Origin of the sequence: Streptomyces swartbergensis, assembly GCF_002148965.1 — a bacterium.
Classification (GTDB): domain Bacteria; phylum Actinomycetota; class Actinomycetes; order Streptomycetales; family Streptomycetaceae; genus Streptomyces; species Streptomyces swartbergensis.
Genome location: NZ_NGFN01000214.1, coordinates 1 through 14,919, shown reverse-complemented (window position 1 = coordinate 14,919; position 14,919 = coordinate 1). Strand labels below are relative to the sequence as shown.

Sequence of the window (14,919 nt, the reverse complement as noted above, 5' to 3'; positions counted from 1 at the left end):
GGGCGGGATGCCGCCCCCTCGTAGGCCGACCGTGCGGTGTTCGCCGGTTCCCGGGACACGTGAGGCGCCTGTCGCGCACGATCTCCTCGTGCTGACCCCCGAAGCTCTCCGTGCGCACCTGGTGGGCGCACGCCTCGCCGGGACCGTGGCCACGCCTCGTGAGGAGAGCCTGCGGAGTTACCGGCTGTTCGCCGCCCGGGATCCCCGGGTCCTCCTCGGGCTCGATCCCGAAGGGGCCTGGAGCCAGCGGGACTTGATCGAGCTGATGGCGGACCGGTGCGGGATTCCGGCCGATTTCCGGCGGACTTCCGGCCAGGACGTGATCGATCCGGAGCGCACCCGGGCCGCGCTGGACGCCTTCGCGGAGTGCCTCGCCGAGGCCGCCCGGCGGAGGGCACCCGTGCTCCTCGGCACCGGGCACCCCCACCGGCTGCTCGGTTTCTACGCCGCTCTGGCAGACGCGCTGTCGTCGGCGGGGTGTGAGGTTCTCACCCCCGCGCAGGGTCGCTGTGTCGACATAACGACCCGGTTCGGCCTACGCACGTACAACCTCGACTACGTACGAGGAGTCGCGCTGGTGCGGGGATCCGACGCGGAACGCCCCGGTTGTGAGCCCGGCGCACATACGCACTCACCTCTCCCGGTTCGTACCGTGTTGGCCGCTGCCGCGGAGGCCGGCGGGCCCCTTCCCGAGCTGGTCATCGGGGACCACGGGTGGGTCTGCGGAGCAGGTCAGCTGGGGTTCGAGGCCATCGGGCCGGCCGATACGGACGACCCCGCCCTGTTCGTCGGTGAGGCCGAGGGGTCCGTCTCCGTCGTCGTTCCACTTGATGACGGAGTGCGGTCTGATTACTACCTGCCGCTTACCCGCTACGTACTCAATCGGGCGTGTCTGTCACAGTAGGCCGCCGATGGGTGCACCTCTTCCCCACTCGCATCACCCGCCCCTACATTGGGGAGTGAGCACGCAGCGACGAAGAGTCACCGGAAGGGGAAGCCGGTGGCCGTCGAGTGCGGAAGGTTCAGGTGTGTCATGGCTGCAGCTGGCGAGAGGCCTCTGAACGAGGTTCAGTTCCTTACCGTGGCGGAAGTCGCCTCGGTGATGCGAGTGTCGAAGATGACCGTGTACCGGTTGGTGCACAGCGGTCATCTGCCCGCGATCCGTGTGGGGCGGTCCTTCCGCGTCCCGGAGCAAGCGGTTCACGAGTACCTCCGTGAGAGTTATGTGGGGGTGGAAACCGCCTGACGGCTGGGGCGGGGTGGTCCCTCACAGGGCACTCGGGATCACCCTGGCCCCCTCGATTACGACCTCAGCGCTCGGGCGGGTAGGCTAGCCCCTCGTAGGTCGTGTGGGCCCATGGCGCCCAAACAACCGAGTGATGAGAAGTGAGCGAGGGTAGTCGTGGGCTCTGTTATCAAGAAGCGGCGCAAGCGGATGGCCAAGAAGAAGCACCGCAAGCTGCTCAAGCGCACGCGCGTCCAGCGTCGCAACAAGAAGTAAGTTCGCGACGCGGACGCCGCGAGAGCGTTGCTGTGGCCCCCCACCCACCGGTGGGGGGCCACACGTGTTCCGGCGCTCGTACGTTCGGCTGCTTGTCGTCACTTCGCGCATCGGGCGGTCATCACAGCGCAACGCCGACCCGCTAAGTTGGCCCCACGGGGGAACGCGGCGGGGCAAGAGGTTTTCTGGAAGGAAGGCGCTGATCTTGGGCAAGGTCGTGCTCGTGACCGGAGTGGCCCGCCAGCTGGGGGGCCGGTTCGTACGGCGGATCCAGCGGGACCCCGAGGTGGACCGGGTCGTCGCCGTGGACGCAGTGCCGCCCGAGCACCATCTGGGCGGCGCGGACTTCGTCCAGGCCGACATCCGGCAGCCCGGAATCGCGCGGGTGCTCGCCGAGACGGGCGCCGACACGATCGTCCACCTGGACGTGACGGGCACCCCGCTGGGCAGCGGCAACCGGGCCTCCCTGAAGGAGACCAACGTCATCGGCACCATGCAGCTGCTCGGTGCCTGCCAGAAGTCCCCGAACGTGCGGCGGCTGGTCGTGAAGTCCAGCACGAACGTCTACGGCTCCGCGCCCCGCGACCCGGCCGTCTTCACCGAGACGACCCCGCCCAAGTCCCTGCCCAGCGGCGGCTTCGCCAAGGACACGGTGGAGGTCGAGGGCTATGTCCGCGGCTTCGCGCGCCGCCGGCCCGACGTGGCGGTCTGCGTGCTGCGGTTCGCCAACATCCTCGGCCCGACCGCGGACACGCCGCTCGTGTCGTACTTCTCGCTGCCGGTCCTGCCGACCGTGTTCGGCTACGACCCGCGGCTTCAGTTCGTCCACGAGGACGACGTGATCGAGGTGCTGCGGATCGCCTCCCACGAGCCGCGGCGGTCCACGCTCAACAGCGGCACCTTCAACATCGCCGGCGACGGCGTGCTGCTGCTCTCGCAGTGCTCCCGGCGCCTCGGGCGCCCCACCGTGCCCCTGCTGCTCCCGGCCGTCACCTGGGCGGGCTCGCTGGTGCGTACGCTGGGCATGTCGGACTTCTCGCCCGAGCAGATCCGGCTGCTCACCCACGGCCGGGTCGTGGCCACGGGCCAGATGCGCGAGACGCTGGGATTCCAGCCCAAGTACACGACCGCCGAGACGTTCGCGGACTTCGCACGCAGCCAGGGTCCCGGACTTCTTCCGCCGGAGGCCCTTGCGGGGGCCGTCGACCGGATCGCCGCGCTGCCCCTCGCGGGCGGCGGCCACCCCCCGACGCAGAGCGCCAACTGAGGAGCGCATCAACGATGGCGGATGCCAAGGTCATTCCGTTCGACGACGACCGGTCCCGCGGGGGCGCCGTGCAGCGTCCGCAGCGGCGCCGGAGCGCCGGGAACCGGCGCCCGGGCACGGAGTCCGCGCCGGTCCGTGAGGTGCAGCCCCTGCCCACCAGGGCTGTTCCGCAGGATGATGTTCCTGTGACATCTGAGGAACAACCCCCGGAGGGGCCCCAGGGCGGCGAGGGCGGCCTGGAGCGGCGTATCGCGGGCGGCCTGGCCTTCCTGCGCCGCCGCCTCACCGGGGACTACGAGGTCGACGACTTCGGCTACGACGAGGAACTGACCGACCAGGTCCTGATGTCCCTGCTGCGCCCGCTGTACGAGAAGTACTTCCGGGTGGAGGTGAAGGGCATCGAGAACATCCCGTCCGAGGGCGGCGCCCTGATCGTCGCCAACCACTCCGGGACGCTGCCGATGGACGGCCTGATGATGCAGGTCGCCGTGCACGACAACCACCCGGCGGGCCGGCATCTGCGGCTGCTCGCCGCGGATCTGGTGTTCATGCTGCCGGTGGTCAACGAGCTGGCCCGCAAGCTCGGCCACACCCTGGCCTGCGCCGAGGACGCGGCACGGCTGCTGGAGCAGGGCGAGCTGGTCGGGGTGATGCCGGAGGGCTTCAAGGGCCTCGGCAAGCCCTTCGCGGACCGCTACAAGCTCCAGCGCTTCGGCCGCGGCGGTTTCGTCTCGACCGCCCTGCGCGCCGGGACGCCGATCGTGCCCTGCTCGATCGTCGGGGCCGAGGAGATCTACCCGATGATCGGCAACGCCAAGACGGTCGCCCGGCTGCTGGGCTTCCCGTACTTCCCGATCACGCCCACGTTCCCGTGGCTCGGGCCGCTCGGGGCGGTTCCACTGCCGACCAAGTGGACGATCCAGTTCGGCGAGCCGATCCCCACGGACGGCTATCCGCCGGAGGCCGCCGAGGACCCGATGTTGATGTTCAACCTGACCGACCAGGTCAGGGAGCAGATCCAGCACACCCTGTACAAGCTGCTGGTGCAGCGCCGGTCGGTCTTCTTCTGAGGCAGCGCGTATGACTGCGGTGCGTACGACTGTGGCCGTGCCTACGACAGTGGGGGCGCCCCTTCCAAGGGGCGCCCCCATCGTCGTACCGCCGGCTAGTTCGCGTCCTCGCTGTCGATGCCCAGCCCGGGCAGCAGATCGGGCAGGAGCGGCGGGAGCGTCACGTCCGGCTCGGGGACGGGCGTGTTGCCTTCCGTCGGCGGCGAGGTGCTCGCGTCGCTGTCCTTCGGCGGGTCGAGCAGGCCGCCGGTGTTGCCGCCGAGCAGGCCGTCGCTGTCGCTGCCGGAGCCGGCCGAGCGGCTGGGGCTGCCGGAGCCGGTGCTGCCCTCGTCGGAGTGGCCGCGGCCGCTGTCGCTGGGCCGGGCCGACTGGTCGGTGGCCGATGAGCCGGTGGACGCCGACTCGGAGGCGCCCTGCCGCTTGCCTTCGCCGCCGCTTCGGGCCGGGGGCTCGGGCAGCAGGGACCGCAGCGGGGCGACGTCCTCCTCTATGGCGTCGAACACCGACGACACCTGCTCGCTGACGTCCCCGAGCTGGACGGGGAGCCTGTCGCGCAGTTCGCCCCAGGCCTCGCGGTGGGAGCGGGAGAACGCGGACAGGGCCTGGATGGGCCCCAGGGAGTCCGGGTCGCGCGCGTACGCCTCGCTCAGCAGCCGGTGGCCTTCCGACGCGTCGTGCCGCATGCCGGACAGGGCACGGCGGATCTCGCCCAGGGACTCGTGATCCAGCGGGCCGCTGCGGCCCCGCTCCATCAGGCGGCGGGCTTCGGTGAGCCGGGTGGAGGCGTGGTCGAGGTAGACCCGGCCGCGCTCGTCGACGCCGTCGGCGAGGCCGAGTTTGACGTCCTCGATGCCGCGCTTGAGGCCGTAGAGCGAGTCGCCGGGCAGGGCGTCGGAGCTGGCGGCGGCGACTCCGCCGAAGGCGCTCGCGGCCACGCCGACGCTGAGCCCGCCCGCGGTGAGGCCCTTGGCGAGGCGGGACCGGGGCCGGAGCTTCTTCAGCGGGCCCGCGCGGTGGGCGCCACGGGCCCGGGGGGAGCGCTGTTCGGGGACTGCGCTGTCCGTCGCCCCGCCTCCCGCGGTGCCCTCCTGGAGCATGGCCTCGAACGCGGCCACCAGCTGGGCCCGCTGGACGACCTTGACCTCCGGGTCGAGCTCCGGTTTGGGCAGCGCGCCGAGACCGGAGGCGAGCGCCAGCAGGCGTGCCTGTTCGGTCCGCTCCGCGGCGGCCGGGGTCGGTGCCGATCCTTCGGACTGCTCGGCCGCCGTGCCCTGCTCGGACTGCTCCTGAAGGGCCTGGGCGAAGGCGTTCGCCCGCCGGTGCGCCGATACGTTCGCGATCACTGGCGGCACCTCCTCTCGTCATGACGGTCGACTCCCCAGGGGGTCCTGAGGGTTGCACACCCTGACCACGACCACACGATCGAGTGATCGGAGCCGGTCAGGGGGTGACCACAGGGAGCCTGCATCCCGCACAACGAGTGGCGCGGCACTTGGGTTACGGACGCCGGACGATCGGATGCCGAAGTCAACGGACTTTCACGGAAAGTGAGTTGACCGTCGCCGAGCGTACGGCCCGGTCAACGGGTGTCTTCCGGGAGGAGCCGGGCGAGGGTGCGGACGGCCCGGTACTGGAGGGTCTTGATGGCGCCCTCGTTCTTGCCCATCACGCGGGCGGTCTCGGCGACGGAGAGGCCCTGGAGGAAGCGGAGTGTCACGCACTCCTGCTGCTGGGGGTTGAGTCGCCGCACCGCGTCGAGCAGGGCGGCGTTGGAGAGGGACTCCAGGACGGAGTCCTCGGGGGAGCGCTCGACCTCGTTGGCGTCGAGCATCTCGCCGGTGGTGACCTCGAGGCGGAAGCGGCTGGACTTGAAGTGGTCCGCCACGAGGTTCCGGGCGATCGTCACCAGCCAGGCGCCGAAGTCGCGCCCCTGCCAGGTGAAGGTCCCGATGCGCCGCAGGGCGCGCAGAAAGGTCTCGCTGGTGAGGTCCTCGGCCGTCGCCTTTCCTCCGACCCGGTAGTAGATGTACCGGTAGACGGTGTCGCTGTATTGGTCGTAGAGGCGGCCGAAGGCGTCGGACTCGCCGGCCTGGGCGCGCTCCACGAGGTCCATCATGCGGGCGCTGTCGCTGTCCGCCGCCGGCCGTCGGGCGGTGGCCGCGCCGGACGGGCGCCCTCGTCTGCCGACCGCGGCGCTGCCGTCGGCCAGTGCATAGCACGGGCCTACGGGCGCGGCGGTGGCGAATGCGGGGCCGGCGTACGCGGTGGGGACGAAGCCGCGCAACAGGTCGAGGACCGTTGCGCGCAGCGTAGCCAGGCCCGAGGCGTCAACCCCGACGTGTGGGTACACGGGACTCCCAGAGGCAGAGCTTCTATCACGTGCAGTGCGGGACCTTTCACCCGTCGTAGCGACGGAGGGGTACCGGTTTGCGTCTGAGGAGAATAACGCTTCGTGTAGGCCCTGCTACACCGAGTTGCTCAAATCATCGATTACGTCGCTTCGGTAACCGAATGGCGCTGCATCAAGTGCCGGAGAGTGAACGGTTGTTGATCGGAACGGTTCGGATTGAGGCTGAGTCCAGGGCGTGTTGTGGCCGTGTGCAGCCAAGAGGACTGGATACGAGGTTGTGGGGGTACGCCAGTTGGATTTACGGCGTTTGTCATCCCGCAAACGAAGGTGTCGCGGACTGATCGGTCTTTGGCTGATCGGCCGTCGGCTGATCGGTCGTCAGCGGCGACGGCGGTGCAGGGCGATCGCCGCCGCCGTGCCGCCGGCCACCGCGCCCACGCCGGCCGCGGCCGGGATGCCGACCTTGGCCGCCTTGCGGCCGGTGCGGTAGTCGCGCAGGCGCCAGTCCAGCTCGCGGGCGTGCTTGCGCAGCTTGGAGTCCGGGTTGATGGCGTAGGGGTGGCCGACCAGGGACAGCATCGGGATGTCGTTGTGCGAGTCGCTGTAGGCGGCGCAGCGGCTGAGGTCCAGGCCCTCGGCCGCGGCCAGCGCGCGGACCGCCTCGGCCTTCGCGGGGCCGTGCAGTGGTTCGCCGACCAGCTTGCCCGTGTAGACGCCGTCGACCGACTCGGCGACCGTGCCCAGGGCGCCGGTCAGGCCCAGGCGGCGGGCGATGACCTGGGCGATCTCGACGGGGGCCGCCGTGACGAGCCAGACCTTCTGGCCCGCGTCCAGATGGGCCTGGGCCAGGGCGCGGGTGCCGGGCCAGATGCGCTCGGCCATGTACTCGTCGTAGATCTCCTCGCCGATCGACTGGAGCTCGGCGACGCGGTGGCCCTTGACGATCGACAGGGCCGATTCGCGGGCCTCCTGCATGTGTTCGGGGTCCTCGACCCCGGCCAGCCGGAACCACGCCTGCTGCCAGGCGAACCGGGCGAGGTCGCGCGTCTCGAAGAACTTCCGTTTGTACAGGCCCCGCCCGAAGTGGAAGATCGCGGCGCCCTGCATGACGGTGTTGTCCAGGTCGAAGAAGGCGGCGGCCTGGTCGTCGCCGTGGACCGGGAACTGGGGTTCCTCGGGCCTGCCGGCGGCCTCCTGTGAGGACTTGCGGGCAGCCTCCGCCGAGGCCTCGCCTGCCAAAACGCTCCTCGCCGTGGCGGAGCGCCTACGGGGAGTGAGCCATCCGAGAGCGGCCATGGCGTGAGCATAGCCAGATTGTTCGGGGGTTCCGGAGTCGTGAGGTTCGGAGCCTGTGAACTCTCGGCGAGCGTGTCGTTAAAGATGTCGCTCGGGACGGACGTGGCCGGCGTGTCCGCCGGCGCTTTCGTGAGGGTTCCCCTTGTTCGCCGGCGCGCGACAATGGCCGACATGAGTCCCCTCTTTCGTCGCAGGCCCCCTCGGGACCGGCTCGTCACCCTGATCCGCAAGCCCGGCTGTCATCTGTGTGATGACGCACAGGTCGTTGTGGAGAAGGTGTGCGGTGATCTGGGAGTCCCCTGGGAGCAGAAGGACATCACCGAGGACCGGGAACTGCACGACCAGTACTGGGAACAGATCCCGGTCGTGCTGGTGGACGGCAGGCAGCACACGTTCTGGCGCGTGAACGAGGACCGCCTGCGCAAGGCGCTGACCGACTGATCCCGGCCGGTCCGGTAACTGACCGAGCAGTCCAAAGAGGCCGGAACGTCGCTTAGGATCGACGGCGGCTGGTCTCGGGGGCGGGATACACGGAAGAGAGTGTGCGGTTTTGCCCCCAGAAGCACTGGAACGGTGGCGCGTGCGCGCCGGTTCCCCGGGCGTGCGCCGGGGGCGCGTGACCCCGGTCACGTTGGCCGGGCAAATCGGACACCATCTTTGTGCACGCGTTCACAAAGACATAGCCTGCTTTCGACGGGGCGGTCATGTAGGGACGTATGACCGCCTACAGCCCCGCTCTACCCGCAGGAGCACCGTGGCAACTGGCCGAACTCACCGACCGGCGACCCGCAGCCGAGGGATTCCCGAGGCCACCGTCGCCCGGCTTCCGCTGTACCTCCGCGCTCTGACCGCGCTGTCGGAACGCTCGGTGCCCACGGTCTCCTCCGAGGAGCTCGCGGCCGCCGCGGGGGTCAACTCCGCGAAGCTGCGCAAGGACTTCTCCTACCTCGGCTCCTACGGGACCCGGGGCGTCGGCTACGACGTCGAGTATCTCGTCTACCAGATCTCCCGCGAGCTGGGCCTCACCCAGGACTGGCCCGTCGTGATCGTCGGTATCGGTAACCTCGGCGCCGCCCTCGCCAACTACGGCGGGTTCGCCTCCCGCGGCTTCCGGGTCGCCGCGCTGATCGACGCCGACCCGGCCATGGCGGGCAAGCCCGTCGCCGGGATCCCCGTGCAGCACTCCGACGACCTGGAGAAGATCATCCAGGACAACGGCGTGTCGATCGGTGTCATCGCCACCCCCGCCGGTGCCGCCCAGCAGGTCTGCGACCGGCTCGTGGCCGCCGGTGTCACCTCCATCCTGAACTTCGCGCCGACCGTGCTGTCCGTCCCGGACGGCGTCGACGTGCGCAAGGTCGACCTCTCCATCGAGCTGCAGATCCTCGCCTTCCACGAGCAGCGCAAGGCCGGCGAGGAGGCCGCCGCCTCCGACGGCGGCGTCCCGGCCGCCGCCGCGCGCAGCGACTCCGCCGACCAGGGACCCGACGGGGACATGCCCGCCGTGATGCCGGCATGAGCCTCCTCGTCGTCGGACTCAGCCACCGCAGCGCCCCGGTCAGCGTGCTGGAGCGGGCCTCGCTCAACGCGGACGCGCAGGTCAAGCTGCTCCAGGACACGGTCGCCGCCGAACCGGCCGCCGAGGCCGCGCTGCTCGCCACGTGCAACCGCATCGAGCTCTACGCCGACGTGGACAAGTTCCACGCCGGTGTCGCCGAGCTGTCCACGCTGCTCGCCCAGCACAGCGGGGTCGGCCTGGAGGAGCTCACGCCCTATCTCTACGTGCACTACGAGGACCGGGCCGTCCACCACCTGTTCTCGGTGGCCTGCGGGCTGGACTCGATGGTCGTCGGCGAGGGGCAGATCCTCGGCCAGATCAAGGACTCCCTGGCCCGCGCGCAGGAGCTGAACTCCGCGGGCCGGCTGCTGAACGACCTGTTCCAGCAGGCCCTGCGGGTCGGCAAGCGCGCCCACTCCGAGACCGGCATCGACCGCGCCGGCCAGTCCCTGGTCACCTTCGGCCTGGAGCAGCTGGCCGCGGGCGGCGATGTGCAGACCTGGGCCCGGGGCAAGAAGGCCCTGGTCATCGGCGCCGGGTCGATGTCCTCCCTGGCCGCGGCGACGCTCGCGCGGGCCGGGGTCGCCGAGGTCGTCGTCGCCAACCGCACCTTCGACCGCGCCGAGCGCCTCGCGCAGATCCTCAGCGAGGGCGACGACACGGACGTGCTGGCCCGCGCGGTCCCGATGGAGTCGGTGCCGTTCGAGCTGACACGTGCCGATGTCGCCGTCTCCTGCACCGGCGCGACGGGCCTGGTCATGACGGCCGAGTCGGTCGCCGCCGCGGTGGAGGGCCGTACGGCCGTGGCCGACGGCGACCCACCGCCTGCCCCGTACGGTGAGCCGGGCCGGACGGCGGCCACGGGCGCCGGGCGGGGGAACCTGCCCGCCACCGGCCTCGGCGGCGAGGACGGCTGTCCGCTGGACCTGCCCGCGGTGCAGGGCACCGCCGGATTCTCCGTGCTCGGCGAGGCGGCCGTGGCCGGTATGGCCGCYGCCGACCTGGAGCAGCATGCCGCGTGGGTCGACAACGGCACGGTGGGCGGCGCCCAGCGCGCGGCCAGGCCGGGGACCGCCGGCCCGCTGGATCCCGCCTCTGACGCCGACGCCATCGCCGCGCTCGCCGCGACCGTGGCCGCCGTCGGCAGGATCCCCGAGCGGCGCAGGCCCGAGCCGGCCGACGAGCCGCCGCGGCCCGAGCCCGTGCTCTTCCTGCTCGACCTGGCGATGCCGCGCGACATAGACGCGGCCGCGCACCGGCTGGGCGGGGTGCGGCTGGTGGACATCGAGTCGCTGGCGGAGGCCTCCGCGGGCGCTCCGATGGCTGCCGATGTGGACCAGGTCAGGCGTATCGTCTCCGACGAGGTCGCGGCCTTCGGGGCAGCACTGCGGGCCGCGCACATCACGCCGACCGTGGTCGCCCTGCGCACCATGGCCGCCGATGTCGTGGCCAGCGAGATCGCCCGCCTGGACGGACGGCTTCCCGGCCTCGACGACAAGCACCGCGCGGAGATCACCCAGACCGTGCGGCGCGTGGTGGACAAGCTGCTGCACGCGCCGACCGTACGGGTCAAGCAACTCGCGGCCGAGCCCGGCGGCGCCGGGTACGCGGACGCGCTGCGGACCCTGTTCGACCTCGACCCCGAGGCGGTAGCCGCCGTCTCCCGGGCCGAGGACAGCACAGAGAAAGACCGAGGGCCGGCATGAACGACAAGGCGCTGAGGCTCGGCACCCGGCGGAGCAGGCTCGCCATGGCCCAGTCCGGGCAGGTGGCCGAGGCCGTGAGCCGGGTGACCGGGCGGCCCGTGGAGCTCGTCGAGATCACCACGTACGGCGACGTCTCGCGTGAGGCGCTCGCCCAGATCGGCGGCACGGGTGTGTTCGTGACCGCCCTGCGCGACGCGCTGCTCAAGGGCGAGGTCGACTTCGCGGTGCACTCGCTGAAGGACCTGCCGACCACGCAGCCCGATGAGCTGGTGGTGGCCGCCGTACCCACGCGGGAGGACCCGCGGGACGTGATCGTCGCCCGGGACGCGCTGAAGTTCACCGACCTGCCGAGCGGGGCCCGCATCGGTACCGGTTCGCCGCGCCGCATGGCCCAGCTCAACGCGTACGCGCGCAGCCACGGCCTGGACATAGCGACGGTCCCGATCCGCGGCAACGTCGACACCAGGATCGGATACGTGCGGTCCGGTGAGCTCGACGCCGTCGTGCTGGCCGCCGCCGGACTGAACCGGATCGGCCGGAGTGACGAAGTGACCGACTTCCTGTCGGTCGACACGGTTTTGCCCGCCCCCGGCCAGGGGGCACTGGCGATCGAGTGTGCCGCGGGCAACGCGGACCTCGTCGCCGCGCTCGCCGAACTCGACGACCCGTTCACGCGGGTCGCCGTGACGGCCGAGCGGTCACTGCTCGCCGCCCTGGAGGCCGGTTGCAGCGCCCCCGTGGGCGCGCTCGCCGACCTGTTGGCCGACGGGCAGATTGTCAAGGAAATGCGCCTGCGCGGCGTCGTCGGCACGACCGACGGCACCCGCATGGTGCAGCTGTCCACCACCGGTCCCGTGCCCGAGACGCACGACGGGGCAATGGCGCTCGGTCGCGAACTCGCGGCCGAGATGCTCGCCCAGGGCGCGGCCGGTCTGATGGGGGAGCGAGCACATTGAGCCCCACCACCCTTTCCGCCGGTCCTGAACACGGGCACGTCACCTTCCTGGGTGCCGGACCCGGAGATCCGGGACTGCTTACTCTGCGCGCCGTCGAGGCGCTGGCGCACGCGGACGTCCTCGTCGCCGAGCACGAAGTGCTCGACGTCGTACGTCAGCACGCCAGGCAGGGCGTCTCCGAAGTGAACACGGACTCGGATCCTTCCCAGGAGCCGGGTCCGGGCACAGGAGCGCCCCAGCTGACGGTAGTTGACGGCACGTCAACCGCCGTCGCCGCCCCCGCGGTGCGGGATGCCGCACATCTTGTCATGGAGGCCGCACGGGGCGGCAGGCGGGTCGTACGTGCGGTGTCCGGGGACCCCGGACTCGACACCTACGCCGCCGAGGAGATGCTGGCGTGCGCCGCCGCCGGGGTGCCTTTCGAGGTCGTGCCCGGTATCGCGAGTGCGGTCGGTGTGCCCGCGTACGCCGGCGTGCCGCTGCGGGACGCGCAGGGCGCGGACGTGCGGTTCGTGGACGCGCGGACGGCGTCGGACCGGTGCTGGACGGAGGTCGGGGCGTCGGACGGCACGGTCGTCGTGTCCACCACGCTGGACTCCGTCTCCGCCGCGGCCGGCGAGCTCGTCTCCGCGGGCCGCAAGCCGGACACCCCGATGACGGTCACCGTCGCCGGTACGACCACCCGGCAGCGCACCTGGTCCGCCACGCTCGGCACGATCGCGCAGACGCTGAAGCAGGCCAAGGTGCTGCCCTCGCCCGACGGCGGCCGGCCGGTGATAGCCGTGGTCGGTGAGCGTTCCGCCGCCGCCCAGCGCGACCAGCTCGCGTGGTTCGAGTCCAAGCCGCTGTTCGGCTGGAAGGTGCTCGTGCCGCGCACCAAGGAGCAGGCGGCGTCGCTCTCCGACCAGCTGCGGTCGTACGGGGCCGTGCCGTACGAGGTGCCGACCATCGCCGTCGAGCCGCCGCGCACGCCCCAGCAGATGGAGCGGGCGGTCAAGGGGCTCGTGACGGGCCGCTACGAGTGGATCGCCTTCACCTCGGTGAACGCGGTCAAGGCCGTGCGGGAGAAGTTCGAGGAGTACGGGCTCGACGCGCGTGCCTTCGCGGGCATCAAGGTCGCGGCCGTGGGCGAGCAGACGGCCAAGGCGCTGATCGCCTTCGGCGTGAAGCCGGACCTGGTGCCGAGCGGGGAGCAGTCGGCCGCCGGTCTGCTGGAGGACTGGCCGCCCTACGACCCGGTCTTCGACCCGATCGACCGGGTGTTCCTGCCGCGTGCCGACATCGCCACGGAGACGCTGGTCGCCGGGCTGATCGAGCTGGGCTGGGAGGTCGACGACGTCACGGCCTACCGGACCGTGCGGGCCTCGCCGCCGCCGGCGGAGACGCGGGAGGCGATCAAGGGCGGCGGGTTCGACGCCGTGCTGTTCACGTCGTCCTCCACTGTGCGGAACCTGGTGGGTATCGCCGGGAAGCCGCACAACGTGACCGTCATCGCGTGTATCGGCCCGGCCACGTGCAAGACCGCCGAGGAGCACGGGCTCCGGGTGGACGTCATGGCGCCCGAGCCGTCCGTGCACAAGCTGGCGGAGGCGCTGGCCGACTTCGGCGCGAAGCGCAGAGCTGCCGCTCTGGAGGCCGGGGATCCGGTGACGCGGCCGAGTGAGAGGCGGCCGGGGGCTCGGCGGCGGCGGTCCACGACCTGAGGGTCGGCCGAGGTTGTTGGCTGCGGCTACGCGGGCGTCACCGCGTGGCCGTAGCGCAGCAGGTTGGACGGGTCGTAGGTGGCCTTGTCGTGGCGTAGGCGTTCGTAGACCTCCGGGGTCCAGGCGCGGGCGCGGTCCTGTTCGTCGCCCGGGGTGCCGTGGATGTTGACCATGGTGCGGCCCGTGCCGTACACGGCCATGGCCGTGTAGAGCTGCCGCGTCGCCCGTTCGATGGCCTCGGCGGCGGGTGGCGCGGCCATGATGCCGACCGAGTCGATGAAGTACAGGGCGTCGCGGGCGCAGACGGCGTCCTCGACGGGGGACGGGCGGGACATCGCGCCGCCCATGTGGCGTATCTCGACCATCAGCAGCGGGTGGTCGACGCCCGCCGCGGGGCCGGCCTGGTCCAGGAACGTGCGGATGGCGTCGGGGGTCAGGTCGCGCAGGAGCAGGCACGACTCCCTCGCGGGGAGCGGGTCCTGCGGTTCCATGTGGATGCGGTTCAGGGCAGCGTGGTCCATCACCTCGACCGTGTCGACGGCCACGGGGGCGGCTTGGCGCAGAGGTGCGATCAGTGCCTCGCCCTCGGCCGGGAGGCCGGGCCAGGCGATCGCCACGCGGGCCCAGAAGCCGCCGCGCAGCGGCTCCGGGATCTGCGGGATGGGCGGCAGGCGCAGGATCGTGAACGCGCTGCACATCTCGTCCGGGATCGTGCGGGTCCAGTCCGCCCAGGCTCGGAGCAGGGCCTCGGTGTGTTCGCCCGGGCAGTAGATGCCGCCGCCGTAGAGGCGGGGGAGCGGGAGCAGTTCGGTGACGAGTGAGGTGACGACGCCCACGTTGCCCTTGCCGCCGCGCAGGGCCCAGAACAGTTCCGGTTCGTGCTGGGGGTCCGTTTCGCGCAGCCGGCCGTCCGGGGTGACGACCTGGAAGGAGCGGACCAGGTCGGCGGCGTAGCCGTAGGCACGGCCGAGGACGGGGAGTCCGCCGCCGAGGGTGTAGCCGACGACGCCCGCGTCCGTGGAGGTGCCGCAGAGGCCGGCGAGGCCGTGCGGGGCGCCTGCGGCCATGACGTGGCTCCACTTCGCGCCCGCAGCGATGGTGGCCGTGCGGGTGGTGGGGTCGACCTGGACGTCGGTCATGCGGGACGTGTTGATCAGGAGGCCCTTTCCGATGGGGAAGTTGGCGCCGTGCCCGGTGGCCTGGACGGCGACGGGGGTGTCGGTGGCCTTCGCCCAGCGCATGGCGGTGACGATGTCGTCGGGCCCGGTCGCTCCGACGACCACGTCGGGGGTGTGGAGGGCGGCCAGGTTGAAGCCGGTGACCTCGTCGGCGTAGGCGGGGTCGCCGGGGCGAAGGACCGGGCCGTGGATTTCCGAGAGGGCGAAGATGTCGGGCGTGTCGTGGCGGGTGGTCATCGCGTCCTCCGTGGGTGGCGTACGGAGGGACGGCGGCGGCGGGGTGGTGTTGGGCCGTCGGGGTCCTTGTCCTTGTTGTCTCAGGATGGACCTGGGG

The 14,919-nt window shown here is 71.4% G+C and carries 14 protein-coding genes; 10 read left to right on the top strand and 4 right to left on the bottom strand.

The genetic code is table 11. The features are described 5' to 3' along the window. The first annotated feature begins 88 nt into the window (after positions 1-88). The 5 genes from CA983_RS28290 to CA983_RS28270 all read left to right on the top strand — a co-directional run bounded on the left by CA983_RS28290 (position 89) and on the right by CA983_RS28270 (position 3,838). Positions 89-904 carry a phosphatase gene (locus CA983_RS28290; protein ID WP_086603666.1) on the top strand — a complete coding sequence of 272 codons (816 nt, stop codon included), beginning with the start codon at positions 89-91 and terminating at the stop codon, positions 902-904. Positions 905-1,033: 129 nt separating this feature from the next. Further along, positions 1,034-1,246 carry a helix-turn-helix domain-containing protein gene (locus CA983_RS28285; RefSeq protein ID WP_004984898.1) on the top strand — a complete coding sequence of 71 codons (213 nt, stop codon included), beginning with the start codon at positions 1,034-1,036 and terminating at the stop codon, positions 1,244-1,246. A 156-nt stretch (positions 1,247-1,402) separates the two neighbouring features. Continuing rightward, the gene (locus CA983_RS28280) at positions 1,403-1,501 is read left to right on the top strand and encodes a 30S ribosomal protein bS22 (protein ID WP_003948845.1); all 99 of its coding nucleotides are present in this window, start codon (positions 1,403-1,405) and stop codon (positions 1,499-1,501) included. A gap of 205 nt (positions 1,502-1,706) precedes the next feature. Then, entirely contained in the window at positions 1,707-2,768 is a 1,062-nt protein-coding gene (locus tag CA983_RS28275) for an NAD-dependent epimerase/dehydratase family protein (protein ID WP_086603665.1), read from the top strand. A gap of 14 nt (positions 2,769-2,782) precedes the next feature. Then, on the top strand, positions 2,783-3,838 hold the full coding sequence (locus tag CA983_RS28270) for a lysophospholipid acyltransferase family protein (RefSeq protein WP_086603664.1): 1,056 nt from the start codon (positions 2,783-2,785) through the stop codon (positions 3,836-3,838). 95 nt (positions 3,839-3,933) lie between these two features. On the opposite strand, the gene CA983_RS28265 is transcribed toward CA983_RS28270, so the two are convergent. The 3 genes from CA983_RS28265 to CA983_RS28255 all read right to left on the bottom strand — a co-directional run bounded on the left by CA983_RS28265 (position 3,934) and on the right by CA983_RS28255 (position 7,484). Then, positions 3,934-5,181 (bottom strand): DUF5667 domain-containing protein, encoded by a 1,248-nt coding sequence (locus CA983_RS28265; protein ID WP_167407483.1) that lies wholly within the window; start codon positions 5,179-5,181, stop codon positions 3,934-3,936. A 236-nt stretch (positions 5,182-5,417) separates the two neighbouring features. Continuing rightward, on the bottom strand, positions 5,418-6,188 hold the full coding sequence (locus tag CA983_RS28260) for an ECF subfamily RNA polymerase sigma factor, BldN family (RefSeq protein WP_059424445.1): 771 nt from the start codon (positions 6,186-6,188) through the stop codon (positions 5,418-5,420). A 378-nt stretch (positions 6,189-6,566) separates the two neighbouring features. Beyond that, the gene (locus CA983_RS28255) at positions 6,567-7,484 is read right to left on the bottom strand and encodes an HAD family hydrolase (protein WP_086603662.1); all 918 of its coding nucleotides are present in this window, start codon (positions 7,482-7,484) and stop codon (positions 6,567-6,569) included. Between the two features lie 162 nt (positions 7,485-7,646). On the opposite strand from CA983_RS28255, the gene CA983_RS28250 reads away from it, so the two are divergent. From CA983_RS28250 to CA983_RS28230, 5 genes are all read left to right on the top strand, one after another. Next, a complete protein-coding gene (locus CA983_RS28250; protein WP_086603661.1) occupies positions 7,647-7,925 on the top strand; it encodes a glutaredoxin family protein in 279 nt (92 codons plus the stop codon). 313 nt (positions 7,926-8,238) lie between these two features. Continuing rightward, positions 8,239-9,003 (top strand): redox-sensing transcriptional repressor Rex, encoded by a 765-nt coding sequence (locus CA983_RS28245; protein ID WP_086603660.1) that lies wholly within the window; start codon positions 8,239-8,241, stop codon positions 9,001-9,003. Continuing rightward, entirely contained in the window at positions 9,000-10,748 is a 1,749-nt protein-coding gene (locus CA983_RS28240; protein ID WP_086603659.1) for a glutamyl-tRNA reductase, read from the top strand. Before CA983_RS28245 ends, CA983_RS28240 begins: the two co-directional genes overlap by 4 nt. Continuing rightward, the gene (hemC, locus tag CA983_RS28235; protein ID WP_086603658.1) at positions 10,745-11,704 is read left to right on the top strand and encodes a hydroxymethylbilane synthase; all 960 of its coding nucleotides are present in this window, start codon (positions 10,745-10,747) and stop codon (positions 11,702-11,704) included. Before CA983_RS28240 ends, hemC begins: the two co-directional genes overlap by 4 nt. Next, positions 11,701-13,407, top strand: a complete 1,707-nt coding sequence (locus tag CA983_RS28230; protein WP_086603657.1) for a bifunctional uroporphyrinogen-III C-methyltransferase/uroporphyrinogen-III synthase — start codon at positions 11,701-11,703, stop codon at positions 13,405-13,407. Before hemC ends, CA983_RS28230 begins: the two co-directional genes overlap by 4 nt. 26 nt (positions 13,408-13,433) lie before the next feature. On the opposite strand, the gene CA983_RS28225 is transcribed toward CA983_RS28230, so the two are convergent. Continuing rightward, complete coding sequence (locus tag CA983_RS28225) at positions 13,434-14,822, bottom strand: FAD-binding oxidoreductase (protein WP_086603656.1); 1,389 nt, start codon at positions 14,820-14,822, stop codon at positions 13,434-13,436. Positions 14,823-14,919 lie beyond the last annotated feature (97 nt).